The 26,909-nt window shown below is 60.0% G+C and carries 23 protein-coding genes, 4 tRNA genes and 1 pseudogene; 15 read left to right on the top strand and 13 right to left on the bottom strand.

Features of this window, described 5'->3' with window-relative positions:
* Nucleotides 1-72: 72 nt before the first annotated feature.
* The 6 genes and pseudogenes from AC1DVH_RS12795 to AC1DVH_RS12770 form a co-directional block, all read left to right on the top strand.
* Nucleotides 73-999: pseudogene (locus tag AC1DVH_RS12795) on the top strand (ABC transporter substrate-binding protein); the annotation flags it as partial.
* Nucleotides 1,000-1,079: 80 nt separating this feature from the next.
* A complete protein-coding gene (locus AC1DVH_RS12790; RefSeq protein WP_477754103.1) occupies nucleotides 1,080-1,886 on the top strand; it encodes an alkaline phosphatase family protein in 807 nt (268 codons plus the stop codon).
* A 5-nt stretch (nucleotides 1,887-1,891) separates the two neighbouring features.
* The gene (locus AC1DVH_RS12785; protein ID WP_477754109.1) at nucleotides 1,892-2,728 is read left to right on the top strand and encodes an ABC transporter permease; all 837 of its coding nucleotides are present in this window, start codon (nucleotides 1,892-1,894) and stop codon (nucleotides 2,726-2,728) included.
* The gene (locus AC1DVH_RS12780) at nucleotides 2,715-3,515 is read left to right on the top strand and encodes an ABC transporter permease (RefSeq protein WP_477754102.1); all 801 of its coding nucleotides are present in this window, start codon (nucleotides 2,715-2,717) and stop codon (nucleotides 3,513-3,515) included. Before AC1DVH_RS12785 ends, AC1DVH_RS12780 begins: the two co-directional genes overlap by 14 nt.
* Complete coding sequence (locus AC1DVH_RS12775) at nucleotides 3,512-4,501, top strand: ABC transporter ATP-binding protein (protein WP_477754101.1); 990 nt, start codon at nucleotides 3,512-3,514, stop codon at nucleotides 4,499-4,501. The genes AC1DVH_RS12780 and AC1DVH_RS12775 overlap by 4 nt, the downstream gene beginning before the upstream one ends.
* 34 nt (nucleotides 4,502-4,535) lie before the next feature.
* Nucleotides 4,536-5,189 carry an HAD family hydrolase gene (locus AC1DVH_RS12770; RefSeq protein ID WP_477754100.1) on the top strand — a complete coding sequence of 218 codons (654 nt, stop codon included), beginning with the start codon at nucleotides 4,536-4,538 and terminating at the stop codon, nucleotides 5,187-5,189.
* Nucleotides 5,190-5,306: 117 nt separating this feature from the next.
* Here AC1DVH_RS12770 and AC1DVH_RS12765 read toward each other — a convergent pair whose 3' ends face one another.
* On the bottom strand, nucleotides 5,307-6,269 hold the full coding sequence (locus AC1DVH_RS12765; RefSeq protein WP_477754099.1) for a zinc-binding dehydrogenase: 963 nt from the start codon (nucleotides 6,267-6,269) through the stop codon (nucleotides 5,307-5,309).
* A gap of 138 nt (nucleotides 6,270-6,407) precedes the next feature.
* On the opposite strand from AC1DVH_RS12765, the gene AC1DVH_RS12760 reads away from it, so the two are divergent.
* Both AC1DVH_RS12760 and AC1DVH_RS12755 read left to right on the top strand, forming a co-directional pair.
* The gene (locus tag AC1DVH_RS12760; protein WP_477754098.1) at nucleotides 6,408-8,489 is read left to right on the top strand and encodes a carboxy terminal-processing peptidase; all 2,082 of its coding nucleotides are present in this window, start codon (nucleotides 6,408-6,410) and stop codon (nucleotides 8,487-8,489) included.
* A 145-nt stretch (nucleotides 8,490-8,634) separates the two neighbouring features.
* Nucleotides 8,635-10,425 carry a bifunctional diguanylate cyclase/phosphodiesterase gene (locus tag AC1DVH_RS12755; RefSeq protein ID WP_477754097.1) on the top strand — a complete coding sequence of 597 codons (1,791 nt, stop codon included), beginning with the start codon at nucleotides 8,635-8,637 and terminating at the stop codon, nucleotides 10,423-10,425.
* 24 nt (nucleotides 10,426-10,449) lie between these two features.
* Here the strand turns inward: AC1DVH_RS12755 and AC1DVH_RS12750 are convergent, their stop codons facing one another.
* From AC1DVH_RS12750 to AC1DVH_RS12730, 5 genes are all read right to left on the bottom strand, one after another.
* A complete protein-coding gene (locus AC1DVH_RS12750) occupies nucleotides 10,450-10,857 on the bottom strand; it encodes an SEL1-like repeat protein (protein WP_477754096.1) in 408 nt (135 codons plus the stop codon).
* A complete protein-coding gene (locus AC1DVH_RS12745) occupies nucleotides 10,858-11,229 on the bottom strand; it encodes a hypothetical protein (RefSeq protein ID WP_477754095.1) in 372 nt (123 codons plus the stop codon). It abuts the gene before it with no gap.
* Entirely contained in the window at nucleotides 11,226-11,567 is a 342-nt protein-coding gene (locus AC1DVH_RS12740; RefSeq protein WP_477754094.1) for a helix-turn-helix domain-containing protein, read from the bottom strand. The genes AC1DVH_RS12745 and AC1DVH_RS12740 overlap by 4 nt, the downstream gene beginning before the upstream one ends.
* A gap of 114 nt (nucleotides 11,568-11,681) precedes the next feature.
* Nucleotides 11,682-12,137, bottom strand: coding sequence for a YkvA family protein (locus AC1DVH_RS12735; RefSeq protein ID WP_477754093.1), 456 nt, complete (start codon nucleotides 12,135-12,137; stop codon nucleotides 11,682-11,684).
* Nucleotides 12,138-12,430: 293 nt separating this feature from the next.
* Nucleotides 12,431-13,147 (bottom strand): FKBP-type peptidyl-prolyl cis-trans isomerase, encoded by a 717-nt coding sequence (locus AC1DVH_RS12730; protein ID WP_218431282.1) that lies wholly within the window; start codon nucleotides 13,145-13,147, stop codon nucleotides 12,431-12,433.
* A 269-nt stretch (nucleotides 13,148-13,416) separates the two neighbouring features.
* Between AC1DVH_RS12730 and AC1DVH_RS12725 the strand changes: the two genes are divergently transcribed.
* Together AC1DVH_RS12725 and AC1DVH_RS12720 are read left to right on the top strand one after the other, a co-directional pair.
* On the top strand, nucleotides 13,417-15,219 hold the full coding sequence (locus AC1DVH_RS12725) for a di-heme-cytochrome C peroxidase (protein WP_477754092.1): 1,803 nt from the start codon (nucleotides 13,417-13,419) through the stop codon (nucleotides 15,217-15,219).
* Nucleotides 15,220-15,247: 28 nt separating this feature from the next.
* Entirely contained in the window at nucleotides 15,248-16,384 is a 1,137-nt protein-coding gene (locus AC1DVH_RS12720) for a catalase family protein (RefSeq protein WP_477754091.1), read from the top strand.
* Between the two features lie 190 nt (nucleotides 16,385-16,574).
* Here the strand turns inward: AC1DVH_RS12720 and AC1DVH_RS12715 are convergent.
* From AC1DVH_RS12715 to AC1DVH_RS12700, 4 genes are all read right to left on the bottom strand, one after another.
* Nucleotides 16,575-16,651 (bottom strand) — tRNA-Asp (locus tag AC1DVH_RS12715).
* A 15-nt stretch (nucleotides 16,652-16,666) separates the two neighbouring features.
* A tRNA-Val gene (locus AC1DVH_RS12710) sits at nucleotides 16,667-16,742 on the bottom strand.
* Between the two features lie 198 nt (nucleotides 16,743-16,940).
* Nucleotides 16,941-17,017: transfer RNA gene (locus AC1DVH_RS12705), tRNA-Asp, on the bottom strand.
* A gap of 19 nt (nucleotides 17,018-17,036) precedes the next feature.
* Nucleotides 17,037-17,112, bottom strand: a tRNA-Val gene (locus AC1DVH_RS12700).
* Between the two features lie 159 nt (nucleotides 17,113-17,271).
* On the opposite strand from AC1DVH_RS12700, the gene rdgC reads away from it, so the two are divergent.
* From rdgC to sugE, 3 genes are all read left to right on the top strand, one after another.
* On the top strand, nucleotides 17,272-18,192 hold the full coding sequence (gene rdgC / locus AC1DVH_RS12695; RefSeq protein WP_007969735.1) for a recombination-associated protein RdgC: 921 nt from the start codon (nucleotides 17,272-17,274) through the stop codon (nucleotides 18,190-18,192).
* Nucleotides 18,193-18,329: 137 nt separating this feature from the next.
* The gene (locus AC1DVH_RS12690) at nucleotides 18,330-19,295 is read left to right on the top strand and encodes a bile acid:sodium symporter family protein (RefSeq protein ID WP_477754090.1); all 966 of its coding nucleotides are present in this window, start codon (nucleotides 18,330-18,332) and stop codon (nucleotides 19,293-19,295) included.
* A 118-nt stretch (nucleotides 19,296-19,413) separates the two neighbouring features.
* Complete coding sequence (sugE, locus tag AC1DVH_RS12685) at nucleotides 19,414-19,728, top strand: quaternary ammonium compound efflux SMR transporter SugE (RefSeq protein ID WP_477754089.1); 315 nt, start codon at nucleotides 19,414-19,416, stop codon at nucleotides 19,726-19,728.
* A gap of 125 nt (nucleotides 19,729-19,853) precedes the next feature.
* Here sugE and AC1DVH_RS12680 read toward each other — a convergent pair whose 3' ends face one another.
* From AC1DVH_RS12680 to AC1DVH_RS12670, 3 genes are all read right to left on the bottom strand, one after another.
* Nucleotides 19,854-21,728 (bottom strand): MFS transporter, encoded by a 1,875-nt coding sequence (locus tag AC1DVH_RS12680; protein WP_477754088.1) that lies wholly within the window; start codon nucleotides 21,726-21,728, stop codon nucleotides 19,854-19,856.
* Between the two features lie 96 nt (nucleotides 21,729-21,824).
* Complete coding sequence (locus tag AC1DVH_RS12675; protein WP_477754087.1) at nucleotides 21,825-22,976, bottom strand: TDT family transporter; 1,152 nt, start codon at nucleotides 22,974-22,976, stop codon at nucleotides 21,825-21,827.
* 133 nt (nucleotides 22,977-23,109) lie between these two features.
* Nucleotides 23,110-24,300: an MFS transporter gene (locus AC1DVH_RS12670; protein ID WP_477754086.1), complete on the bottom strand. Its 1,191-nt coding sequence runs from the start codon at nucleotides 24,298-24,300 to the stop codon at nucleotides 23,110-23,112.
* Between the two features lie 148 nt (nucleotides 24,301-24,448).
* Here AC1DVH_RS12670 and AC1DVH_RS12665 point away from each other — a divergent pair, with 148 nt between their 5' ends.
* On the top strand, nucleotides 24,449-24,985 hold the full coding sequence (locus tag AC1DVH_RS12665) for a TetR/AcrR family transcriptional regulator (RefSeq protein WP_477754085.1): 537 nt from the start codon (nucleotides 24,449-24,451) through the stop codon (nucleotides 24,983-24,985).
* Between the two features lie 229 nt (nucleotides 24,986-25,214).
* Nucleotides 25,215-26,909: sodium:solute symporter family protein (locus AC1DVH_RS12660; protein ID WP_477754084.1), on the top strand; the 1,695-nt coding region annotated here is incomplete at its 3' end.

The following is a 26,909-nucleotide window of genomic DNA, read 5'->3' as shown; positions in this document are numbered from 1 at the left end:
GGCTCAGGTATTGCTGACCTAGACCAACACAACCGCAATCGCAGCGTTGAACACGCCCCAAGGAGCTTTGGAATGAAACAGTTTTTCCTGGCATCACTGTTAGGCTCGACCATTGCAATGTGCACCGCCGCCATGGCGGCCGACACCGATCTGAAAACCCTGGAAGCCGCTGCGAAAGCGGAAGGCGCCGTCAACAGCGTCGGCATGCCCAATGACTGGGCCAACTGGGCCGGCACCTGGAAAGACCTGAGCGACAAATACGGCCTCAAGCACATCGACACCGACATGAGCTCGGCCCAGGAGATCGCCAAGTTCGCCGCGGAAAAAGACAACGCCAGCGCCGACATCGGCGACGTCGGTGCAGCGTTCGGCCCGATCGCGGTCAAGCAAGGCGTGGTCCAGCCTTACAAGCCTTCCACCTGGGATCAGGTGCCAGCCTGGGCCAAGGACAAGGACGGCAATTGGGCACTGGCCTACACCGGCACCATCGCTTTCATCGTCAACAAGAAGTTGYTGCACGGCTCCGAAGCCCCAACCAAGTGGGCTGACCTCAAGGGCGGTAAATACAAGGTCTCCATCGGTGACGTGAGCACCGCAGCCCAGGCCGCCAACGGCGTACTGGCAGCGGCACTGGCCAATGGTGGCGACGAGAAAAACCTCAAGCCTGCCCTGGACCTGTTCGCCGACATTGCCAAGCAAGGTCGCCTGTCGATGTCCAACCCGACCATCGCCACCATGGAAAAGGGCGAGATCGAAGTCGGCGTGGTCTGGGATTTCAACGGCCTGAGCTACAAGGCCAAGATGGCCAACCCGGATGATTACGTGGTGCTGATCCCGTCCGACGGTTCGGTGATTTCCGGCTACACCACCATCATCAACAAGTACGCGAAAAACCCGAACGCCGCCAAGCTGACCCGCGAATACATCTTCAGCGACGCCGGCCAGATCAACCTGGCCAAGGGCAACGCCCGTCCGATCCGTGCCGAGCACCTATTTTTATTTGGTTTTACAAGATMAAAAGATCGCAGCCTGCGGCAGCTCCTACGCCATCCGGTTTTGATTGCGGAGTCCCATCCCCTATGAAGCACAACGTCATCCTTGTCGTGCTCGACGGCCTCAACCATGAGGTCGCCCGCCACGCCATGGGGCACCTGCAGGCTTACGTCGGCGCCGGACGCGCCGCACTCTACAAACTGGAGTGCGAGTTGCCGGCCCTGTCCCGCCCGCTGTACGAATGCATCCTGACCGGCGTTGCGCCCATCGACAGCGGGATTGTCCACAACGACGTCTCGCGCCTGTCCAACCAGCGCAGCATCTATCACTACGCCACTGACGCAGGTCTTGTAACCGCGGCGGCGGCCTACCACTGGGTCAGCGAGCTGTACAACCGTTCGCCCTTCGTGGCGGCCCGGGATCGCCACACCGATGATCCGCAACTGCCGATCCAGCATGGGCATTTCTACTGGAACGATCACTACCCGGACTCGCACCTGTTCGCCGACGCTGAAAGCCTGCGCCTGCGCCATGCGCCGAACTTCCTGTTGATCCACCCGATGAACATCGACGACGCCGGGCACAAGCATGGCCTCGACACCCCGCAGTACCGCAACAGCGCCCGCTCGGCGGACATCATCCTGGCCGACTACCTGCAAGGCTGGCTCGATGCCGGCTATCAGGTGCTGGTCACCGCCGACCATGGCATGAACAACGACCGCTCCCACAACGGCCTGCTGCCGGAAGAACGTGAAGTGCCGCTGTTCGTTCTCGGTGACGCGTTCAGCTTCGACGCCGACGCCGCGCCGAAACAGACCGAGATCTGCGGCACCGTCTGCGAATTGCTGGGCGTGCCCCACGACAAACCGGTTTGCCGGGAGCTGTTGAAGTGAATGCCATGACCCGCAGTAAATGGCTCGCTGCCCTGTGCCTGCTCCCGTTCACGCTGTTCTTCATCGTATTCGAGATCGCACCGCTGACCTGGGTGATGATCAACAGCCTGCAATCGGAAGAATTCGGCTGGGGCCTGGCCAACTTCAGCAAGATCTTCAGCTCGAAGTTTTACCTGCAGGCCATCCAGTACAGCCTTGAGATCAGCTTCTGGTCCAGCGTGTTCGGGATCATCATTGCGATACTGGGCGCCTACTCCCTGCGCCGGGTCGATTCGAAACTGCGCAACTTCGTCAACGCCTTCGCCAACATGACCAGCAATTTCGCCGGTGTGCCCCTGGCCTTCGCGTTCATCATTTTGCTCGGCTTCAACGGCAGTTTCACCATCATGCTCAAGCAGGCCGGCATCATTCAGGATTTCAACCTGTACTCGAAAACCGGGCTGATCATTCTCTACACCTACTTCCAGATTCCCCTCGGCGTACTGTTGCTGTACCCGGCCTTCGATGCACTGCGCGAAGACTGGCGTGAGTCCGCCGAACTGCTCGGCGCCAGCGGCTGGCAATTCTGGCGACACATCGGTTTACCGGTGTTGACGCCTGCGCTGCTCGGCACTTTCGTGATCCTGCTGGCCAACGCCCTCGGCGCCTACGCCACGGTGTACGCCCTGACCACCGGCAACTTCAACGTGCTGACGATCCGTATTGCGGCGATGGTCTCCGGCGACATTTCCCTGGACCCGAACCTGGCCAGCGCCCTGGCCGTGGTGCTGGTGGCCTTGATGACCCTGGTGACCATCGTGCATCAGCTGCTGTTGAAGAGGAGCTACCATGTCTCGCGCTGAATTGGGGCCCGCCGGTGTCTACCACCGCGTCGTGGTGTACTTGCTGTTTGCCATCCTGCTGTTGCCGCTGGCCGGCACGCTGATCTACTCGATCGCCAGCAGTTGGTCGGCGACCATTCTGCCCAGCGGTTTCACCCTCAAGTGGTACATCCAGCTGTGGAGCGATCCGCGCTTCCTGCAAGCGTTCGGGCAATCATTGCTGGTCTGCGTCGGTTCGTTGATTCTTTCAGTAGTACTGATTCTGCCGCTGCTGTTCGTGGTGCATTACCACTTCCCGAAACTCGACGCGCTGATGAACATCCTGATCCTGCTGCCCTTCGCCGTACCGCCGGTGGTGTCGTCGGTGGGGCTGTTGCAGCTCTATGGTTCCGGACCGTTCGCCATGGTCGGGACGCCGTGGATCCTGATCGGTTGCTACTTCACCGTGGCGCTGCCGTTCATGTACCGGGCGATCACCAACAACCTGCAAGCGATCAACCTGCGCGACCTGATGGACGCCGCCCAGCTGCTCGGCGCCAGCACCTTTCAAGCCGCATTCCTGGTGGTGCTGCCGAACCTGCGCAAGGGCCTGATGGTGGCGTTGCTGCTGTCGTTCTCGTTCCTGTTCGGTGAGTTCGTGTTCGCCAACATCCTTGTCGGCACCCGCTACGAAACCCTGCAGGTCTACCTCAACAACATGCGCAACAGCAGCGGTCATTTCACCAGTGCGCTGGTGATTTCCTACTTCTTCTTTGTGCTGGTTCTGACCTGGATTGCCAATATCTTGAACAGGGACAAAAGCGAATGAGCTATGTCAGCGTCCAACATCTTCAGAAAAGCTTCGCCGGCACCACGGTGTTCAGCGACATCAACTGCGAAGTCCAGAAAGGTGAGTTCGTCACCCTGCTCGGCCCCTCCGGTTGCGGCAAATCCACCCTGCTGCGCTGCATCGCCGGCCTGACCTCGGTGGATGGCGGCAAAATCCTGCTCGATGGCGTCGATATCGTGCCGGTGAGCCCGCAGAAACGCGGGATCGGCATGGTGTTCCAGAGCTATGCGTTGTTCCCCAACATGACCGTGGAGCAAAACGTCGCCTTTGGCCTGCGCATGCAAAAGGTCAATGCCGATGACAGCCGCAAACGCGTCGCGGAAGTGCTCAGACTGGTGGAGCTCAATGACTTTGCCGCGCGTTACCCGCATCAGCTCTCGGGGGGCCAGTGCCAGCGCGTCGCCCTCGCCCGCTCCCTGGTGACCCGGCCACGCCTGTTGCTGCTCGACGAACCGTTGTCAGCCCTGGACGCGCGGATTCGCAAGCACCTGCGCGAACAGATCCGTCAGATCCAGCGCGAGCTGGGCTTGACCACGATTTTCGTCACACACGATCAGGAAGAAGCCCTGACCATGTCTGACCGGATTTTCCTGATGAATCAGGGAAAAATCGTACAAAGCGGCGACGCCGAAACCCTCTACACCGCGCCCGTAGATGTATTCGCGGCAGGCTTCATCGGCAACTACAACCTGCTGGACGCCGACAGTGCCTCCAAACTGCTGCAGCGACCGATCAGCAAGCGCATCGCCATCCGCCCGGAAGCCATCGAACTGAGCCTCAATGGCGAACTGGACGCGCAGGTGCGTAGCCACAGCCTGCTGGGCAACGTGATTCGCTACCGGGTCGAAGCCCGGGGCGTGGAATTGGTGGTGGACGTTCTGAACCGCTCGGCGGCCGACCTGCATCCCGATGGTCAGCGCCTGGCGCTTTCCATCGATCCGACGGCCCTGTGTGAGGTAGCCTGATGACTTTGCTGACGCTGAAGAGAGAACTGCACTGATGGCCCTGGCAATTTTTGATCTGGACGAAACCCTGATCCACGGCGACTGCGCCTCACTGTGGAGCGAGCAAATGGTCCGCCTCGGTTGGGTCGATGGCGAATCGTTCCTGCGTCGCGACAAGGAACTGATGGATGCCTACGGCCGCGGCCACCTGGCGATGGAGGACTACATGGCCTTCAGCCTGGAACCGTTGATCGGTCGCACGCCCGCAGAGGTCGAGCATCTGGTTGGCCCATGGGTGGAAGACTTCATCGAACCGATCATCTTCAGCGACGCCACCAAAACCATCGCGGCGCATCGCAAGGCCGGTGACCGGATTCTGGTGATCTCCGCTTCGGGCACCCACCTGGTCGGCCCCATCGCCGAACGCCTGGGCATCGACGAGATTCTGGGCATCGAACTGGAAGTCGCCCACGGCGCTTACAGCGGCCATACCGTCGGCACCCTGACCTACCGCGAAGGCAAGATCACCCGCTTGCTGGAATGGCTGGATGCAGAGGAGGAAAACCTCGAAGGCGCGAGTTTCTATTCCGACTCACGCAACGATCTGCCGTTGTTACTGAAAGTGGACTTCCCGCATGTGGTGAACCCGGATCCAGTGCTGCGCGAGCAGGCCGAAAAGGCTGGCTGGCCGATACATCTCTGGAAGTAACCCGGATCCCCTGTGGGAGCGAGCTTGCTCGCGATAGCAGTGTGTCAGTCAACGTTAATGTCGACAGACAGGCCGCCATCGCGAGCAAGCTCGCTCCCACATTAGTTTTTTGTGTCGTCAGCTCAGGCTCTCGTCAATCACCAACACCACCTTCCCCGCCACGGTATTGCTCGCCAACTCGGCAAACGCGGCCTCGGCATCCTTGATCGGAAAGGCCTTGGCCAGTTGCGGGCTCAAGCGCCCCTCGGCAAACAACGGCCAAACATGCAGGCGTAGATCACTGAACAGATCGGCCTTGAATTGCTCATCCCGGCTGCGCAGGGTCGAGCCCAGTAACTGCACACGCTTGGCCAGCACCTGGGCCAGATCCAGCTTGGCCTCGCGCCCGCCCATCAGACCGATCAACACCCAACGGCCATCCTGCGCGAGCAACTTGAGGTTCAATGCCGCATAATTGCCGCCCACCGGGTCGAGAATCACGTCGAACGGCCCCAGATCCCGCAGGCTCTCCAGATCACCATCGCGCACCACGCCGCCCTGGGCGCCCAGCGCTTCGCAGTACGCCAGTCGCTCGGCGGAGCCGACGCTGACCCAGCACGGGTTACCGAAGGCCTTGCACAGCTGAATAGCCGCTGAACCAATTCCACTTGCTCCGGCGTGCAGCAGAACTTTCTGACCCGGCTTGAGCGCAGCCAGTTGAAACAAATTCAGCCAGACCGTTGCATAGACTTCGGGCAGTGCTGCCGCTTCGACCAGTGACACTCCGTCGGGAACCGGCAGCACATGCCGCCCGTCGACAACCACTTCTTCGGCCATGCCGCCCCCGGCCAGCAAGGCGCAAACCCGATCACCCATCTGCCAGGAGGACCCGGCGCCCACCTCGCTGATCACGCCCGAGCACTCTAGACCAAGCACCTGGCTGGCCCCTGGCGGCGGCGGATAAAGGCCGGCCTTCTGCAACAAGTCGGCGCGATTGAGACCCGCTGCCGACACTCGAATACGAACTTGTCCTACATCGCACGCAGGACTCGCCTCATCAACCCACACCACTCGACCGTCAACGCCTTGCAATGCTTTCACAGTGCCTCCATAGTGAGTCTGGACTGAGCCCGAAGCTATAGCGTCGGGCTTTTTGCATTATGCGACCGGTTCCCAAAGATCCGGCGACTTCAAAGACGGCCTAATATGCGTTATCAATTGTCCCCGCGTCGAATCAGCATGAAGCATTTGTTCCCCAGCACTGCCCTCGCCTTATTCATCGGTATCGGCTTGCTGCCGATGTCGAGCAATACATTCGCAGCCAATAGCTGGGACAATCTTCAACCCGATCGTGACGAAGTGATCGCCAGCCTGAACGTCGTGGAGTTGCTCAAACGCCACCACTACAGCAAGCCGCCACTCGATGACGCGCGCTCGGTGATCATCTACGACAGCTACCTCAAGCTGCTGGATCCGTCGCGCAGCTACTTCATGGCCAGCGACATTGCCGAATTCGACAAGTGGAAGACGCAGTTCGACGATTTCCTCAAGAGCGGCGACCTGAACGCCGGGTTCACCATCTACAAGCGCTACCTGGACCGCGTAAAGGCGCGTCTGGACTTCGCCCTTGCCGAGCTGGGCAAAGGCGTCGACAAGATGGACTTCACCACCAAGGAAACCTTGCTGATTGACCGCAAGGACGCTCCTTGGCTCAAATCCACCGCAGAACTCGACGACCTGTGGCACAAACGCGTCAAGGACGAAGTGCTGCGGATGAAGATCGCCGGCAAAGAGCCCAAGCAGATCCAGGAAACCCTGACCAAGCGCTACAAGAACCAGTTGGCACGCCTGGACCAGACCCGCGCGGAAGACATCTTCCAGGCGTACATCAACACCTTCGCCATGTCCTACGACCCGCACACCAACTATCTGTCGCCGGATAATGCGGAGAACTTCGACATCAACATGAGCCTGTCCCTCGAGGGCATCGGCGCCGTGTTGCAGAGCGATAACGACCAGGTGAAAGTCGTACGCCTGGTGCCGGCAGGTCCGGCGGACAAGACCAAGCAGGTTGCACCGGCCGACAAGATCATCGGCGTTGCCCAGGGCAACAAGGAAATGGTCGATGTGGTGGGCTGGCGCCTGGACGAAGTGGTCAAGCTGATTCGTGGTCCGAAGGGCACCGTAGTGCGTCTGGAAGTCATCCCGGCCAGCAATGCGCCGAACGACCAGACCACCAAGATCGTGCCGATCACCCGTGAAGCGGTGAAGCTCGAAGATCAGGCCGTGAAGAAATCGGTCTTGAACCTGAAGCAGGACGGCAAGGACTACAAGCTCGGCATTATCGAAATCCCGGCGTTCTATCTGGACTTCAAGGCCTTCCGTGCCGGCGACCCGGATTACAAGAGCACCACCCGCGACGTCAAGAAACTGCTGACCGAGTTGCAGAAAGAGAAAGTCGACGGCGTGGTCATCGACCTGCGTAACAACGGCGGCGGTTCCTTGCAAGAGGCCACCGAGCTGACCAGCCTGTTCATCGACAAAGGCCCGACCGTGCTCGTGCGTAACGCCGATGGCCGCGTCGATGTCCTGGAAGATGAAAACCCGGGCGCATTCTACAAAGGCCCGATGGCGTTGCTGGTCAACCGCTTGTCCGCCTCGGCATCGGAGATTTTTGCCGGCGCCATGCAGGACTACCACCGCGCACTGATCATCGGTGGCCAGACCTTCGGCAAAGGCACCGTGCAGACCATTCAGCCGCTCAACCATGGCGAACTGAAACTGACCCTGGCCAAGTTCTACCGGGTTTCCGGGCAGAGCACCCAGCATCAGGGCGTCTTGCCGGACATCGATTACCCGTCGATCATCGATACCAAGGAAATCGGTGAAAGCGCCCTGCCGGAAGCCATGCCATGGGACACCATCAAGGCCGCCATCAAGCCTGCGCTGGACCCGTTCAAGCCGTACATTTCGCAGCTCAAGTCCGAGCATGACGTGCGTACGGCCAAGGATGCAGAGTTCGTATTCATCCGCGACAAGCTGGCCCTGGCGCAGAAACTGATGCTGGAAAAAACCGTCAGCCTCAATGAAGCCGAGCGTCGTGCGCAGCACGCCGACATCGAAGCCAAACAGCTGACCATGGAAAACATCCGTCGCAAAGCCAAGGGCGAAGAACCACTCAAAGAGCTGAAGAAAGAAGACGAGGACGTTATTGCGGCCGAAGATGATAAAACCAAACCGGAAGACGACGCCTACCTGAGCGAAACCGGGCGGATTCTGCTGGACTACCTGAAACTCAACACGGCAGTGGCCAAGCACTGAGTTTCTACACACAACTGATGGCAATTTAATACTGACGCTCCCCGGAGCGTCATCAAACAGTCATCACTCTGTCGTGAAATAAAGGACCGGCCGTGCTCTTTACCAAGGGCACGCCCGGTCCTTTTTTTTATCGCCAGAGATCGCCATGACCACAACCGAACAGCTGAGTGCATTGAGCTCGATCCTGACTCAAGGCGGTTTGCACAGCCTGTTCCAGCCGATCATCAGCCTCTCTGAACGGCGTATTCTCGGCTACGAAGCCCTCAGTCGCGGCCCGTCCAACAGCCCTCTGCACTCCCCTGTCGCCCTGTTCGCCGTCGCCCGCCAGGCCGGACGTCTGAGCGAGCTGGAAATTGCCTGCCGCGAGAGCGCTTGCCGACGCTTCAATGAACAGCAATTGCCTGGCCTGTTGTTCCTTAACGTATCCCCGGAATCCCTGCTTGAAGCGGCCCATCAACCGGGGCGCACCTTGCAACTGCTGCAAGACTTCGGCATCCCTCCGAACCAGGTGGTCATCGAGTTGACCGAACAAACGCCAACGGATGATTTCCAGCTGCTGCAAACCGCCCTGCATCACTATCGGGCGATGGGGTTTTCGATTGCGCTGGATGATCTGGGGGCGGGCTATTCGAGTTTGCGGTTGTGGTCTGAACTGCGGCCGGACTACGTGAAAATTGACCGGCACTTCATTGATGGCATTCATCAGGATGCGCTCAAGCGTGAATTCGTCGGTTCGATCCTGCAAATCGCCAAGGCCTCGCGGGCGCAAGTCATCGCCGAAGGTATCGAACTACCGGAAGAGCTCACGGTGCTGACCGAAATGGGCGTGGACCTGGTGCAGGGCTACCTGCTCTGCCGCCCCCAGGAACACCCACCGCGGGATGCCCGGGCAATGATGCCCCGACAGGACAGCGTCGCCGTTGTACTGAGCGAAGACGGCAGCGACCTCAGCGCCCTGCTCAACGAGCAACCCGCGGTGAACCGCGACACCCCGACCGCCACAGTGCTCGAAGCCTTTCGCCGCCAGGCCAACCTGAACTCGCTGGCAGTCCTGGATGAACAGAGTCAGCCCTGCGGCATAGTCCATCGTCACTCGCTCTCCGACGCCCTGCTCAAGCCCTTTGCCACCGACCTGTTCGCCCGCAAACCGATCAGCCGCTTGATGAACGATGACTTCCTCGCCGTCGAGCTGAGCCAGTCCCTGCAACAGGTCAGCCGCTTGATCACCAGCCGTGCCCGCCAGCGTATCGAGGAGGATTTCATCATCACCCTTAATGGCGGCTATCTCGGGCTTGGCCGGGTGATTGACGTGCTCAAGTTGATTACGGAACTGAAGATCCAGCAGGCCCGCTATGCCAACCCGCTGACCTTGCTGCCGGGCAACGTGCCGATCCAGCAATGCCTGACACGACTGCTGCAACAGCAACGGGAATCGGTGATCTGCTACGTGGACATCGACAGTTTCAAGCCTTTCAACGACATCTACGGCTACGGCCGCGGCGACGAAGTCCTGCTGTGCCTGGCGCAATGCCTGAACGACCGCGTCGACCCGGCCCGCGACTTTGTCGGCCACATCGGTGGTGATGACTTCCTGCTGGTGCTCGGCCCGCAAGACTGGCGCAAACGTTTGAACCAGTTGCTCGACGACTTCCAGAGCCAGTGCCGGCGTTTCTACCGTAGCGAGCACCTGGAAGCCGGCTGCTTTGTCGCACCGAACCGCCAGGGCGTGCGTCAGGAGTTTGCGCTGTTGTCACTGTCGATCGGGGTGGTGCATCTGCATCCACAGGCCTGTGAACAACTCGATGCGAGCCAGTTGGCCGAGATGGCATCACAGGCCAAGCACCATGCGAAGAATGTGCAAGGGTCTAGCGTGCATGTGATTGATAGCCTGGTGGTTTCGACTGTAGATGAGGTGCTCGTTTCCGGGTATCGATAAGGGAGCTTTTCGGCATCTGTCCAATCAACGAGGCGCCGAGGAAGACTTCAGCTCTTCGAGCTTGATCGGCGCCAACGGATGCCCGGCCTTCGCCGCGATCGCCCAGAATCGCGCCGCTTCGACCGGGTCCGGAGCCTTGCTCGCCGTTCCGGCCAGACTGATCACGCCCACTTGATACGCCGCCTTGCCATCGCCCGCCAACGCCGCCAGGCGCAACAAACGTACGCCCTCCTCACGAGCCCCGAGGCCGACGCCGCGAAACGTCAGGATGTGCCCATAGAAGCTCTGGGCGCCGACATCGCCCAGGTTGGCCATGCGGGCGAACTGGCCTTCGAGCCAGCGCCAGCCACGTGGCTGACGGACAAACCACGACCAGTGAAACAACCGGCGCGCGAGCCAGTATCCGGCCCGCGCCTTGAGTCGCAAAAACACTCAGGCCTCGGCCGATACCGGGTATTCGTACTCGAACACCCGCACCACTTCCGAAGCATGCCAGGACGCGGCGGCGACACCGTCCGACGGCCCGGAAAAACGCCCGAGACGCTCGACACATTCAAAGAATCCGGTGCGCGGCAAGCGGCTGGCGCCCTGACTGATCACCAGTGAACTGCGCAATGGCTGCTCCGCCCTGGCGTCCAGGGCCGCCAGATGCTCAAGGGCCGCTGTCAGGGTTTGCATGGCCGGTGTCGGCAACTGCAAACGTTCCAGTAATGCCCGATAAGTCAGGAGATGGCGCTGACGACGCGCCTGATCCAGTTCGCCCAGCAATCCGTCCCAATGTTGACGACTGATGCGTACGCTCACGATTCAACCCTCCACCCCGGCACCGTCAATTCCCAGGCCAGGCTGCGACGAATCGCGGCGTCGGGCAGACGTTCGCCACTTTCGATCATGGCCAGGTAAGACGGGCTGATGCCTACCGTGCGGGCCAGCGCCTCGATGGCGATGCCCTTTCCTTCGCGCAAACTGCGTAGTTGATCCAGACCCGGAAGAATCGCGTCTGGTGTTGCCGCCTGAAGCTTCGTGGCTTCAGGCGGCGCTTGCTCCTTGATGCCTGCTGCTTTCAGTAACGCCTGATACTGAGCCCATGGCAGAACCGCATATTCGGGCTCGCCTTCGCGTGTAATTATCTGAATATCCATGACTACCCCGTAGGACAACAACACTTAGCGAGTCGGCACTTTTCCCTAGAAGTGTAATCCTAACAGCGGCCAAGGTCGCGGGGGGCATCAATCTGTGAACAGGTCGAAATCGGCTCAGTGTTTTTTCGGACCTTGAAGTTGCAGTTGCTCGGGGGTATCAGGCAGGCGCTCAACCACCGCGAGCTTCTCCGGCACCTGCCGTTTGCGCCRGGCGCGGAAGGCATTGAGTTCGTCGTCGAGCACTTTCATAAGCCACGCCAATACCGCGATGTCATCGAGCATGCCGAACACCGGAATGAAATCCGGGATCGCATCCACCGGGCTGAGGAAGTACATCAGGCCTGCGACGACCGAAACCAGCGCCTTGGGGCTGATGGCGCGATATTCACCACGCCAATAGGCCAGGCAGAGTGCCTGCAACAGCTTCAAGTCATCCTTGAGTTTGCCCAGTCGGTTGCCCTGGCTCGCGCCCTTGCTGGCGACTGCGAACAACAGGGTCGGCAATCGGCCGCGTGCCAGCAGGCGTCCGGCCATCGGCAGGAAACGAGCGAAATTCCAGGGTGCTTTCATGATTCCTCCCGTTAAAATGTTATCCACACAAATTGTGGATAACCTTGTGAACAGAGCTGCTTTTCATCGCTGCAAGCCCCGTTTTACAAGGCCTCCGTTCAGATCGGGCGTTTTTTACCCATCAAAAAAAACCTATAATTTCATTGACTTGGCGGACTTGTACGGCTAACGCCAACGCCTACTATGCCTGAGACTCCGGCCTGGAGCGTCTGTTCGTTTTGTTTACCCGTGCCAAACGCCAGATGCAACAACGCCCCGCATAAGCGAGGCGTTGTTATCGAAGCAGGCGCCGATTACTTGGCTGCGTCGTCTTCTTTTGCCGGATCCTTGATGGCCAGCAGTTCCAGGTCGAATACCAGCACCGAGTTGGCCGGAATCGCCGGGCTCGGGCTTTGAGCGCCGTAAGCCAGATCAGCAGGGATGTACAGTTTGTACTTCTCGCCAACGTGCATCAGTTGCAGGCCTTCGACCCAACCCGGGATCACACCGCTGACCGGCAGATCGATCGGGCTGCCGCGCTCGACGGAACTGTCGAATACGGTGCCATTGGTCAGCTTGCCGGTGTAGTGAACGGTCACTACGTCAGTCGGCTTTGGCTGAGGGCCATCGGCTTTCTGCACGACTTCGTATTGCAAGCCCGAAGCGGTGGTGGTCACGCCGGCTTTCTTGGCGTTTTCTTCGAGGAATTTCTTGCCGGCAGCGGCCGACTCTTCGCTCATCTTGGCCATGCGTTCTTCGGCACGCTTTTGCAGCGCGGCGAACGCCTCAACCAGTTCTTCGTCCTTGAGCTTCTGCTCTTTCTTGCCGACCGCGTCTTCGATGCCCTGGGCTACAGCTTTGGAATCCAGGTCATCCATGCCTTCCTGAGCCAGGCTCTTGCCCATATTCAGGCCAATGCCGTAGGAAGCTTTTTGCGCCGGAGTTTTCAGCTCTACGCTGGTCTGCGAATCACAACCCGCGAGTACCAGGCCAACCAGGGCCACCGCCGCCGCCAACCGATGCTGTTTCATGCTATTTCCTTGTTCATGCGCCTAAAGGGCAATCGAGTAAAGCCGCGAGCTTATCAGGCCGCCACGACCAATGGCTACCGGCATGAGAGCCGGAAACAATTGATAAGTTCAGGTGTTTAAATGCAATTCACAATTCGGCTGATGAAGCTTCTTTCATCTTGTTCCGACGCAGATTGATTCCTGAACCTACAACATCTGGTGTAATGGCCTCTTGCCGCACCTCGGGTACTCGGGCATAACGGCATGATCATTCGACAAGGACGTTTATCTTGCGCCTCTTCTTTCGCTTGCTGGTTCTCATCGCAGTACTGCTCGGGCTGGTCATGTCCGTGGTTCTTTACTACGTCGCCAACCCGAAATTGCCGGCCTGGTCGCCTCCACAACAGGTGCATTACCTGGAGCAATGGAGCGCCACGGATCGCGAGACCTATTACTTCACACCCCAGGGCACACAGGTCAAAGGCTTGCGCTATGACTGGTTCACCGCCCTCGAACTGCCCTTCTCGCAGCAACGCTTCGCCGCCCCCGAGTACCTCGCCCGCTTCGGTTTCCTGGTGGACCCCGACCAGAAACCGACACCGAATAACCCCGGCAACCTCCCGGCAGGCTTTACCCGGCACCAGAATACGGGGAGCCCGGATGTGTTTCTGGATGTCACCTGCGCGGCCTGCCACACCGGTGAACTGCGTTTCAAGGGTCAAGCCGTGCGTATCGACGGCGGCTCGGCGCAGCACGTCCTGCCGTCCAGTGTTCCTACACTCAAAGGGGGCAGTTTCGGACAAGCACTGGTGGCCAGCCTGACCTCGACTTACTACAACCCGTGGAAGTTCGAACGTTTCGCACGCAACGTGCTGGGCCAGGACTACGACGCCCGCCACCAACATTTGCGCAAAGAATTCAAATCCTCACTCGATACGTTCCTCAAGGTGGCCTGGAACGACACCCATCGCGGGCTCTATCCGACCGAGGAAGGCCCCGGGCGCACAGACGCCTTCGGTCGCATTGCCAACGCCAGCTTCGGTGATGCGATTTCCCCCGACAACTACCGCGTGGCCAATGCCCCCGTTGACTATCCGCAGTTGTGGGACATGTGGACGTTCGAATGGGTGCAGTGGAACGGTTCGGCGAAACAACCGATGGCGCGCAACATCGGCGAAGCGTTGGGTGTCGGCGCCACGCTGAACTTCTTCGACAAGAACGACCAGCCACTGATGGGCGATGCCCGCTATCCCTCCAGTGTCCGTGTGCGCGACCTGCACCTGATCGAAGAAACCCTGCAACGACTCAAGCCTCCAGCCTGGCCAGAAGATCTGTTGGGCGCGGTCGACAAACCTCTGGCAGCAAGGGGGCGCGCCTTGTTCGCCGAAAACTGCGCGGGTTGTCATGTACCGCACAACACCCAGGGCGACGGGCGATACGTTCAGCATCTGAAAATGCTCCCGGTGGATTACATTGGCACAGACCCCGGCGCGGCCAACAACATCGCCGACCACCGCTTCGACCTGACTGCGCTGCAATGGAAGCAGGCGGAGCTGGAAAACCTTGATGTGGAGCCAAAACCCACCGAACCACTGGATCTGAGCAAGATGTCCGTGGCCAAAGGGCTGGCCTATGTCACCGCCTATGTCCAGGACCGTGCGTATCAAGACGCCAATGTCACCCCTGCCGAGCGTGCTGAAATGGACGGTTTCGGCCTGCCAATCGGCGTGCGCGAATTGCGTTCGTACAAGGCCAGGCCACTGGCGGGTGTATGGGCGACAGCGCCGTTTCTGCACAACGGTTCGGTACCGAACATTTATCAATTGCTGTCGCCTCAGGATGAGCGTGCGACCACGTTCTACAAAGGCACTTTCGAATTCGACCCACAGCATCTGGGATATCGCACCGAAGCCTTCAACAACGCTTTTCTGTTCGACACGCAAATCACCGGCAACCACAACAGCGGTCATGAATTCCGTGCCGGCAAACTCGGCAATGGTGTGATCGGCCGCGGGTTGCAGCCGCAAGAACGCTGGGCACTGCTGGAATATCTGAAAGTGCTGGGCGGCCCGCTGGAGGCGCAATTGCCATGATCACAGCCTCAGTCAAAAGGACTTTCTCATGCTGATTACACTCTGGCTGCGACTGGGCGCCTTTCTCGGCAAGCTGTTGCTGTGGCTGCTGGGTCTCGGTGTGCTGGGCTGGGCATTGGCCAGTGCCTGGTTTGCCTGGCAGCAGAGCGGGCCAGTCTCGGTGCAAGAGCTGATTGCGGATGGTGAAGCCGCGATGACCCAGGACATCATCCAGACCGCCGTGCGCATCGTCGATCAGCACCGCGAAAGCACCCGCTACCTGCGCGACGCCCATGCCAAGGCCCACGGCTGCGTGAAGGCCGAGGTTCAGGTGCTGCCAGAACTGCCAGGCGAACTGCGCCAGGGCGTGTTCAGCGAGCCGGGCAAAACCTGGCAAGCGACGATGCGCCTGTCCAACGGCAATGCCTACCCGCAGTTCGATAGCATTCGCGATGCCCGGGGCATGGCGATCAAACTGTTCGATGTTCCAGGCAAACAACTGTTGAGCGATCAGCAGGGGCGAGGCGAACAGGACTTTGTAATGTTCAGCCACCCGAACTTCTTTGTCAGTAATGTCGCCGAATACCGTCAGAACGTCGCCGCCCAGGCCGACGGTAAAAAGATGATGGCTTTCTTCCCCGGCCGGGATCCACGCACCTGGCAGGTTCGCCACCTGTTTATCGCCCTGGCGACGCTGTCCCCTGCCCCGCCAAGCCCAACCCGGACGACGTACTTTTCGGTTTCACCCTACAAATTCGGTGAAGCCAATGCGAAGTTCCGGGTTGCACCCGATCCGGACAGTTGCCCGGCCTACAGCCTGCCGGAACAAAATCGCAAGCTTCCGAACTTCCTGCGCAATGCGCTGAATCAACAGCTGTCAACCGATCGGGTACCCGCGTGTTTCGTCTTGCAAATCCAGCGACAGGACGCCAACAAGTACATGCCGATTGAAGACACCAGCATTGAGTGGCGCGAAAGCGATGCGCCCTTCGAGACGGTGGCGCGGATCAACGTGCCGGCGCAGGACTTCGATACACCGGCGCTGAACCTGCAATGCGACAACCAGTCGTTCAATCCCTGGTTCGGCGTGGAAGCACACCGCCCCATCGGCGGTATCAATCGCTTGCGCAAGGCCGTGTATGAAGCCGTCAGCGACTACCGCCACAGGCGCAATGCCGGACTGTAGGAGCGAGCTTGCTCGCGAAGAAGCCATGGGCGCCGCTGGGCATCTGAATTTACGCGTTATCGTTCACGACCTTCGCGAGCTAGCTCGCTCCTACAGAGAGCGAGGAAAGCCAAATCCCGGACAGCAAAAAGCCCGCACAAGGCGGGCTTTCTGTGGTGACCTGGCGTTCAGCGTTCCAGGTTACCGAATATGGCGCAGCGGACGGGACTCGAACCCGCGACCCCCGGCGTGACAGGCCGGTATTCTAACCGACTGAACTACCGCTGCGCGTAGCGTTGAAAGTGGTGGGTGATGACGGGATCGAACCGCCGACATTCTGCTTGTAAGGCAGACGCTCTCCCAGCTGAGCTAATCACCCTTTACCTTCGTTGCGGGGCACATTATGCCACAGGTTTTTATAAAGTGTTGATTTATTTGAAGTTTTTTCAAAAAAATCTAAAAACCGGTGAAACGATGCAACCTGCAGGAACAACATACAAACTTGGAACAGAAAAAAACCCGCGTTAGCGGGTTTTTCCGTGGTGACCTGGCGTTCAGTGTTCCAGGTTACCGAATATGGCGCAGCGGACGGGACTCGAACCCGCGACCCCCGGCGTGACAGGCCGGTATTCTAACCGACTGAACTACCGCTGCGCGTAACACTGAAAACGAATGGTGGGTGATGACGGGATCGAACCGCCGACATTCTGCTTGTAAGGCAGACGCTCTCCCAGCTGAGCTAATCACCCTTCGCTTCGGTGTGGCGCGCATTCTACGGAGCGACCCAACCTCTGGCAAGCACTTTTTAAAATAATTTTCCGAGGCCTTCCAAAGGCTTAGAGAAAGGTTGGCCTATGGCACGGCGAAGACAATAATGCCCCCCTTTGTATAAAGGAGAGACTCACCCCATGTGGTTCAAAAACCTGCTTATCTATCGCCTGACCCAAGATCTGCCTGTTGATGCCGAGGCGTTGGAAACTGCACTGGCCACCAAACTGGCGCGCCCATGTGCAAGCCAGGAGTTGACCACCTACGGTTTCGTCGCGCCGTTCGGCAAAGGCGAAGATGCGCCACTGGTACACGTCAGCGGTGACTTCCTGCTGGTGTCCGCCCGCAAGGAAGAACGTATTTTGCCGGGCAGCGTCGTGCGTGACGCGGTCAAGGAAAAGGTCGAAGAGATCGAAGCCGAGCAAATGCGCAAGGTCTATAAGAAGGAGCGCGATCAGATCAAGGATGAAATCATCCAGGCCTTCCTGCCCCGCGCCTTTATCCGCCGCTCGTCGACCTTCGCCGCCATCGCTCCGAAACAGGGCCTGATCCTGGTCAACTCGGCCAGCCCGAAACGCGCCGAAGACTTGCTGTCGACCCTGCGCGAAGTGATCGGCACCCTGCCGGTGCGTCCACTGACCGTGAAGATGTCCCCGACCGCGACCATGACCGAGTGGGTCACCACCCAGAAAGCCGCGGACGATTTCTTCGTGCTGGACGAGTGCGAACTGCGCGACACCCACGAAGACGGCGGCATTGTGCGTTGCAAGCGCCAGGACCTGACCAGCGAAGAAATCCAGCTGCACCTGAGCACGGGCAAAGTGGTCACTCAACTGTCCCTGGCCTGGCAGGACAAACTGTCGTTCGTCCTCGACGACAAAATGGTGGTCAAGCGCCTGAAATTCGAAGACCTGCTGCAAGACCAGGCGGAACAGGACGGCGGCGACGAAGCCCTGGGCCAACTGGACGCCAGCTTCACCCTGATGATGCTGACCTTCGGCGACTTCCTGCCAGCACTGGTTGAAGCGCTGGGTGGCGAAGAGACTCCGCAGGGGATCTAAAGCCTTGTGATCTCTAATGTAGGAGCGAGCTTGCTCGCGATGGAGTGTCAGTAGCCCCTCTTTGTCTGACACACCATCGCGAGCAAGCTCGCTCCTACAGGGGGTTTTGTAGCGTCACTTAAAATAAGGATCAGGCCATGCGCGCACTGGCTGCATTGAGTCGTTTTGTCGGCAACACCTTCGCCTACTGGGTACTGATTTTCGCTGTCGTGGCGTTTCTGCAACCGGCGTGGTTCCTCGGTCTCAAAGGCGCCATCGTGCCCTTGCTGGGGCTGGTGATGTTCGGCATGGGCCTGACCCTCAAACTCGAAGACTTCGCCGAAGTCGCTCGCCATCCATGGCGCGTGGCCCTGGGCGTGGTTGCACATTTCGTGATCATGCCCGGCGTGGCGTGGTTGCTCTGCCAAGTGTTCCACTTGCCGCCGGAAATCGCCGTCGGCGTGATTCTGGTCGGCTGCTGCCCAAGCGGCACCTCGTCGAACGTGATGACCTGGCTGGCCCGTGGCGACCTGGCGCTGTCGGTGGCCATCGCCGCCGTCACCACCCTCCTCGCCCCGCTGCTGACCCCAGCCCTGATCTGGCTGCTGGCCTCGGCCTGGTTGCCGGTGTCATTCATGGAGTTGTTCTGGTCGATCCTGCAAGTGGTGCTGCTGCCGATTGTGCTGGGCGTGGTTGCCCAACGGGTGCTCGCCGACAAGGTTCGCCACGCCGTGGACGTTTTGCCGCTGGTGTCGGTGATCAGCATCGTGATCATCGTCACCGCAGTCGTCGCCGCCAGCCAGGCCAAGATTGCCGAGTCCGGCCTGTTGATCATGGCCGTGGTCATGCTGCACAACAGCTTTGGCTACCTGCTGGGTTACTTCACCGGGCGCCTGTTCAAGCTGCCTCTGGCCCAGCGCAAGTCCCTGGCCCTGGAAGTCGGCATGCAGAATTCCGGATTGGGCGCGGCCCTGGCCAGTGCGCACTTCTCGCCACTGGCGGCAGTGCCCAGCGCATTGTTCAGCGTCTGGCACAACATTTCCGGGGCATTGCTCTCCACGTATTTCCGCCGCATGAGCGAGAAACAGGATCGGGAAATGGCGGCGCAACAGATCAGTGATTGACTCGAAAACTTGATCACCCGGTCAATGTTGGGCACCATATTGCGCATCGCGAGGACGACCTCGCGGCTCGATCGAGTCATTAATCAGGGGACGACCCCGTCAGACGATGGAGGTCTTCATGTCCTTGATCATTCTGTTTTTCGCCGGCCTGTTCGAAGTCGGCTGGGCCGTCGGCCTCAAGTACACCGACGGCTTCACCCGCCCGCTCCCCACTGTGTTGACCGTTGCGGCCATGGCTATCAGCCTTGGCTTGCTCGGCCTTGCAATGAAGGAATTGCCGCTGGGTACGGCCTATGCGATCTGGACCGGGGTCGGCGCCGTTGGCACGGTGATCGCCGGGATCATTCTGTTTGGCGAATCCATGGCGCTGGTGCGGTTGGCGAGTGTGGCGTTGATCATTTCCGGGTTGGTTGGGCTCAAGGTTAGCGCTTAAGCGACTACCGCCAATCGCGAGCAGGCTCACTCCTACAAGGTTTTATGGTGTGTCGGAGATTTTCACCACTCCCGCGATCCCTGTAGGAGCGGGCTTGCCCGCGAAGAGGCCTTCAATGACTACAACTATTTAACGGCCCCACGCAGTTCCCCCACCAATCGCTGCAATTCCACCGGCTCCGCTGCCTCAACCGCCACCGCCGACCCTGCCACCAACGTCACCCGCGACCACAGGCGATGAAACAGTCCCTTGCCCGGATCGCGGCTGAAGAAACTCCCCCACAACCCCTGCAAGGCCAGCGGAATCACCGGCACCGGCGTCTCCTCGAGAATTCGCGTCAACCCGCCCTTGAACTCATTGATCTCGCCATCGGCGGTCAATTTACCCTCGGGGAAGATGCAAACCAGCTCACCGTCCTTCAGATACCGGGCAATGCGCGTGAAGGCTTTTTCGTAGATCTGGATGTCTTCCTGACGCCCCGCGATAGGAATCGTCCCCGCGGTACGGAAGATGAAGTTCAGCACCGGCAGGTTGTAGATCTTGTAATACATCACAAAGCGAATCGGCCGGCGTACCGCGCCGCCAATCAGCAAGGCGTCGACGAATGACACGTGATTGCACACCAGCAACGCCGCGCCTTCATCGGGGATCAAATCCAGATTGCGGTGCTCGACGCGGTACATGGAATGGCTGAGCAGCCAGATCATGAAACGCATGGTGAACTCGGGGACGATCTTGAAGATGTAGGCGTTGACGCCGATGTTCAGCAACGACACCACCAGGAACAGCTGCGGGATCGACAGCTTGGCCACACTCAGCAAGACGATCGAGACAATCGCCGACACCACCATGAACAACGCATTGAGGATGTTGTTGGCGGCAATCACCCGCGCCCGTTCGTTTTCCGCCGTACGTGACTGGATCAGTGCGTAAAGCGGCACGATGTAGAAACCACCGAAAACGCCCAGGCCGAGGATGTCGAGCAACACCAGCCAGGCGTGGCCGAAACCAAGGACCTCGATCCAGCCATGGCCGGCGGCGCTGTCCGGTATTGAGCCGGAATGCCACCACAACAGCAGGCCGAAAACAGTCAGGCCGAACGATCCGAACGGCACCAGCCCAATTTCGACTTTACGCCCGGACAATTTCTCACACAGCATCGACCCCAACGCGATGCCGATCGAGAACACCGTCAGAATCAGCGTCACCACGGTTTCGTCGCCGTGCATCCATTCCTTGGCATAGGCCGGGATCTGCGTCAGATAAATCGCCCCGACAAACCAGAACCACGAGTTGCCGACAATCGAGCGTGATACCGCCGGCGTTTGCCCAAGGCCCAGTTTCAACGTGGCCCAGGACTGGCTGAAAATGTTCCAGTTCAGACGCATTTGTGGCGTCGCGGCCGCCGCCCGGGGAATGCTGCGACTGGCCAGGTAACCGAGCACGGCAGTGCCGATGATCGCCATGGACACCACCGGCGCGTAATGCGCCGAAGACATCATGATCCCGGCGCCAATGGTGCCGGCGAGGATCGCCAGGAATGTGCCCATTTCCACCAGGCCGTTGCCGCCTACCAGTTCATCTTCCCGCAGGGCCTGCGGCAGGATCGAGTACTTCACCGGCCCGAACAGCGCCGAATGGGTGCCCATGGCGAACAGCGCCACCAGCATCAACGACAGGTGATCGAACAGGAAGCCGACCGCTCCGACCGCCATGATGGCGATTTCTCCCAGCTTGATCAGGCGGATCAACGCATCCTTGGCGAACTTTTCCCCGAATTGCCCGGCCAGGGCCGAGAACAGGAAAAACGGCAGGATAAACAGCAGCGCACACAGGTTGACCCAGATCGAGCGGTCACCTTCGATGGTCAGCTTGTACAAAATGGCGAGGATCAACGACTGCTTGAACACGTTGTCATTGAACGCCCCGAGGGACTGGGTGATGAAGAACGGCAGGAAGCGCCGGGTGCGCAGCAAGGTGAACTGTGAGGGGTGACTCATCTTCCATGTGTCCCTGATGATAGGTAACGAGTGGCCTGGATTCTTATTGGATTATCAAAAGTCGATCCAGGCCACACCTTACCTAAACTTTGCCGGTTATTTCTTCAATCCGGCAATGCACGGCGAGACAAACAGCTCGCCGCGCCAGGCGCCCAGCACCGTGCGCTTGCCGACGATCAGCCACATCATCGCCAGCAATGCCACCAGCACACAGCCAAACACACTGAAGAACATCAGGTTCAAGGTACTGGTCAGCTTCAACGTCGCCAGAGAATAGACGCCCAACGGGAAAGTGAAGCCCCACCAGCCGAGATTGAAAGGAATGCCGGCACGCAGGTAGCGCACAGTGATCAGCAACGCCATCAGCATCCACCACAGACCGAAGCCCCACAGGGTGATGCCGGCCACCAGACCCAATCCTGCAGCAGTCTCACCGACGCCTGGCAAACCGTTGGCCGCGAAAATCAGCGGTGCATCGCCGCCCAGTACCAGCATGCCCAACGCACCGGTGCCGATCGGACCAAGGGCCAGCCAGCTCGAGGCGGCCATGTTTTCGTGGGGCAGTTTATGCAGAGCCATGCGCAGCAACAGAATGGTCAGGATGCTGAAGGCCACCGGCAGGGAAAAAGCCCAGAGCACGTAGCTGGTCACCAGCACCACCAGTTGCGATTGAGCGTCGGCCAGATGCGGCGCCAACAGGCCCCCGCTGGCGGCCGCCACTTCTGCCGCGACCACCGGCAACAGCCAGACCGCGGTCATCTGGTCGATGCTGTGCTCCTGACGGGTGAACATCATGTAGGGAATCAGCACACCGCAGGCCAGCGACATGGCCACATCCAGCCACCACAGCACCTCGACGACGTGAATCACACCGTCGCCCCAGCGCGGCAGGCCAAACACCAGGAAGCCATTGATGATGGTGGCCAGGCCCATCGGGATGGTGCCGAAAAACATCGAAACCGTGGAGTGGCCGAAAATCCGCCGCGCTTCGTCGAAAAACAGCACCCAACGCGCCGTGTATAGCGCCGTAAACAGCAGAAACAGCGCGATGTTGAACAGCCAGAGGGCTTCGGCGAAGGCGTGCAAGGCAGGTATGGCGAGCGGCAATTGCGCCAGTGCCAACGCCAGCACACCGGTGCCCATGGTGGCCGCGAACCAGTTGGGGGTGAACTGGCGGACCACCTCGCGGGGATGCTGCAAGTGACTGAAAGGTTTGATTCCGGGCTTGATGCTATTGGCGCATGTCATGGCGAACTCCTGTCCTCTTGTGAGGTAGAGCCCATGTTAGATCCGAATAGAATATCTATATAACGGGTAATATCTCTATATCTTATCTATTATGCAAATATAGACTCAAACAGGCCCAACGGCCAACCCACTTTCATGGGTTAGCCGCACAGGCGTTGGCAGAACGCTGACGCAGCAAGCCGACCAGCGCGCCGAGGGCCAGGACGATCAGCACCCCGCCATAGCCATCGGTGGTGGTGACCAGGCCGAACGTCCGCGTCAGGATTCCGGCCAGCAACGACGGCAAGCAGAACGCCAGGTAACTGAGCACGTAATACGCCGACATCAAACCCGCGCGCTCATGGGGCATGGCCAGCGGCACCAGACTGCGTACTGCCCCCAGGAAACCCGCACCGAATCCACAACCGGCAACGAGGGTGCCAAGGAAAAACAGCGACAGGCTGGCACCATGCACACCCAGTAAAACCAGGACAAGGCCCGTCGGCAGCAAACTGGCACCCAACTGCAGCGCCAGGGTGGCAGGTCGGTTGCGCAGGGTAAAAATCATCAACGCGCCCGTTACCGTCAATGCGGCGACGGTCGCCCCGCCAATCAKATTCGACGTTGAACCGGTCGCCGTGCGCACCAGTGAAGGTGCCAGCGACGCGTAAAAACCGCCCAGCGCCCAGGTCGCCGTGTTGAGCGGCAACACCCGCCATAACGTCGCGCGCGCCTGGACCGGCACATGCAGGGTGGGTCGCAATGATGCCCAAGCCCCGGACTGGCGCGTGACGCTCTCCGGCAAACGCCAGACAACTACAGCCTGCATCGCGAACAGAGCAAGTAGCAGCCAATAGGTCAGGTGCAACGGCGCCGGCGCAAACTCGGCCAGCAAACCGCAGCCCATTCCACCCAGAGCCATGCCGAGCAAGGGTGCGACGCTATTGACCAGCGGCCCTTGCTGGCGATCGGTGTCCAGCAGCGTTGCACTCAACACGGCAGTCGCCATGCCGGTGGCAAACCCTTGCAGGACCCGGGCACTGATCAGCCACGCAACGCTGTCGGCGTAGATAAACAGCAACATCGCCAGGATGTTCAGCGCCACCGCCGTAAAAATCACCGGTTTGCGCCCCAGGTAATCCGACAGCGAGCCGACCGTCAGCAACGCCGCCAACAGGCTGAGGGCGTAGACGGCAAAAATCAGGGTCAGCATCGCGGCCGAAAACCGCATCTGCTCCTGATACAGGTGATACAGCGGCGTCGGCGCAGTGGAAGCCGCCAGGAAACTGAGCAAGGTAACAGCCAGAAACCACAGGCTGGCACGATTTGAATGAGAACCGGGCATGGACACACTCCGCAAAAGCTAATTTTTTGCTTTTGCGGAGTGTGCTACTGGATCCCTCTTAAAGCAAATTCTTTGTGTTAAGGTCCGATGCATGGCTTTCAGGACCGGGTGCCAACCGCAAGATCCGGTGCGATACAGGAAACACAAGATGACAGCTCCCACATTACGCCCCGGCGGCCGCAGCGCCCGGGTACAAGAGTCGATTCATTCGGCCGTGCGTCAACTCCTCGAGGAGCAGGACCGCGCCAGCGTGACGGTGCCGCAAATTGCGGCGCGTGCGGGTGTCACGCCGTCCACCATCTATCGACGCTGGGGCGATGTGTCGGCGCTGCTGGCCGACGTCGCCCTCGCCCGCATGCAACCCGACAACGAGCCGGCCAACACCGGCAGCCTTCACGGTGACGTGCGGGCCTGGGCGGAACAGTACCTGGACGAGATGAGCTCCGAGCCCGGCCGCAACATGCTGTGCGACGTGCAGGCGGCGCTGAAGCCGAGTTATTGCGCGACGATCATTGGCGGGCAGCTGCAGACGATTCTGGATCGCTATCCGGATGAGCCCAAGCCCAGTGTCGATCGGCTGATCAATCTGATCGCCGCGCCGACGGTGTTTCGCATTCTGTTTGCCGAGGCGCCGCTGGAGGTTGAAGAGTTGCATCGATTGATAGAGGTTGCATTGAATCAGTGAAGCCCCCATCGCGAGCAAGCTCGCTCCCACAAGGGTCCGCGAACACAGGGCAAATGTGGGAGCGAGCTTGGTCCGGGCGGCGTTCCGACGATGAGGCCGGTCCAGACACTGCAAACTCCCCTGCGACACCCCGCCACGCCACGACCTTGGTCGACACTGACTAACGCTGGCGGTCGTGCGAGACTGTCTGTCCGGGCGGGAGCCCGGGAGTCTTTTGTCTGGAGTCCCCATGTCGCTGTCCACCGGRCTGATTGCCGTCGTCGCCCTGGCCTATATGGCCATCATGTTCGCCATCGCCTTCTATGGCGACCGTCGCAGCGCGCCCTTGCCGCCGCGCGTGCGGGCCTGGGTGTACAGCCTGTCGCTGGCGGTCTATTGCACCAGCTGGACTTTCTTCGGCGCCGTGGGCCAGGCCGCCGAACAGCTCTGGTCGTTCCTGCCGATCTACCTCGGGCCGATCCTGTTGCTGCTCGGCGCGCCCTGGGTCCTGCAAAAAATGGTGATGATCAGCAAACAGGAGAACATCACCTCGATCGCCGACTTCATCGCCGCACGCTATGGCAAATCCCAGTCGCTGGCGGTGGTGGTGGCGCTGATTTGCCTGGTCGGCGTGTTGCCCTATATCGCACTGCAGCTCAAAGGCATTGTGCTCGGCGTGAACCTGCTGATCGGCGCCGGTGCCGACGCCATGGGCACCCGCGCCCAGGACACTGCGCTGATCGTATCGCTGGTGCTGGCGCTGTTCACCATCGTCTTCGGTACCCGCAACCTCGACGCCACGGAGCACCACCGCGGCATGGTGCTGGCCATTGCCTTCGAATCGCTGGTCAAGCTGTTTGCGTTTCTCGCCGTCGGCGCCTTCGTGACCTACGGCCTGTACGACGGTTTCGACGACCTGTTTGACCAGGCCATGTTGGCGCCGCGACTCGAACAGTACTGGAAGGAAACCATCAACTGGCCGTCGATGGTGGTGCAGACCGGCGTGGCGATGATGGCGATCATTTGCTTGCCGCGGCAGTTCCACGTGACCGTTGTCGAGAACATCGACCCTCAGGATCTGCGCCTGGCCAAGTGGGTATTCCCGGCCTACCTCGCCCTCGCAGCATTGTTTGTYGTGCCGATCGCCCTGGCCGGCCAGATGATGCTGCCCAGCTCGGTATTGCCGGACTCGTTCGTCATCAGCCTGCCCCTGGCCCAGGCGCATCCGGCGCTGGCCCTGCTGGCGTTTATCGGTGGCGCATCGGCGGCCACCGGCATGGTGATCGTGGCCAGCGTGGCGCTGTCGACCATGGTGTCCAACGACATGCTGTTGCCCTGGCTGCTGCGTCGCAACAATGCCGAGCGCCCGTTCGAAGTGTTCCGCCAGTGGATGCTGTCGGTGCGCCGCGTCAGCATCGTGGTCATTCTGCTGCTGGCCTACGTCAGTTATCGCCTGCTGGGCTCGACCGCCAGCCTGGCGACCATTGGCCAGATCGCCTTCGCCGCCGTAACCCAGCTGGCCCCCGCCATGCTCGGTGCGCTGTACTGGAAACAGGCCAACCGCCGCGGCGTTTTCGCCGGCCTCGCCGCGGGCACCTTCCTGTGGTTCTACACCTTGATCCTGCCGATTGCCGCCCTCAGCCTCGGCCTGTCCTTGAGCACATTCCCGGGTCTGGCCTGGCTGCACAGCAATCCACTTAACCTGCCGATCACCCCGCTGACCCAGGGCGTGGTGCTGTCGCTGGCAGGCAACTTCACGCTGTTCGCCTGGGTCTCGGTGCTGTCCCGCACCCGGGTTTCCGAACACTGGCAAGCGGGCCGCTTCATCGGCCAGGAAATCAGTGCCCGCCCCAGTGCACGCTCGATGCTTTCAGTGCAGATCGACGACCTGCTGCAACTGGCGGCACGCTTCGTCGGCGAAGAACGCGCCCGGCAAAGCTTCATC

The sequence above is a fragment of the Pseudomonas sp. P4_C3 genome, assembly GCF_056402075.1.
This window is presented reverse-complemented; position numbering and strand designations above follow the sequence as displayed.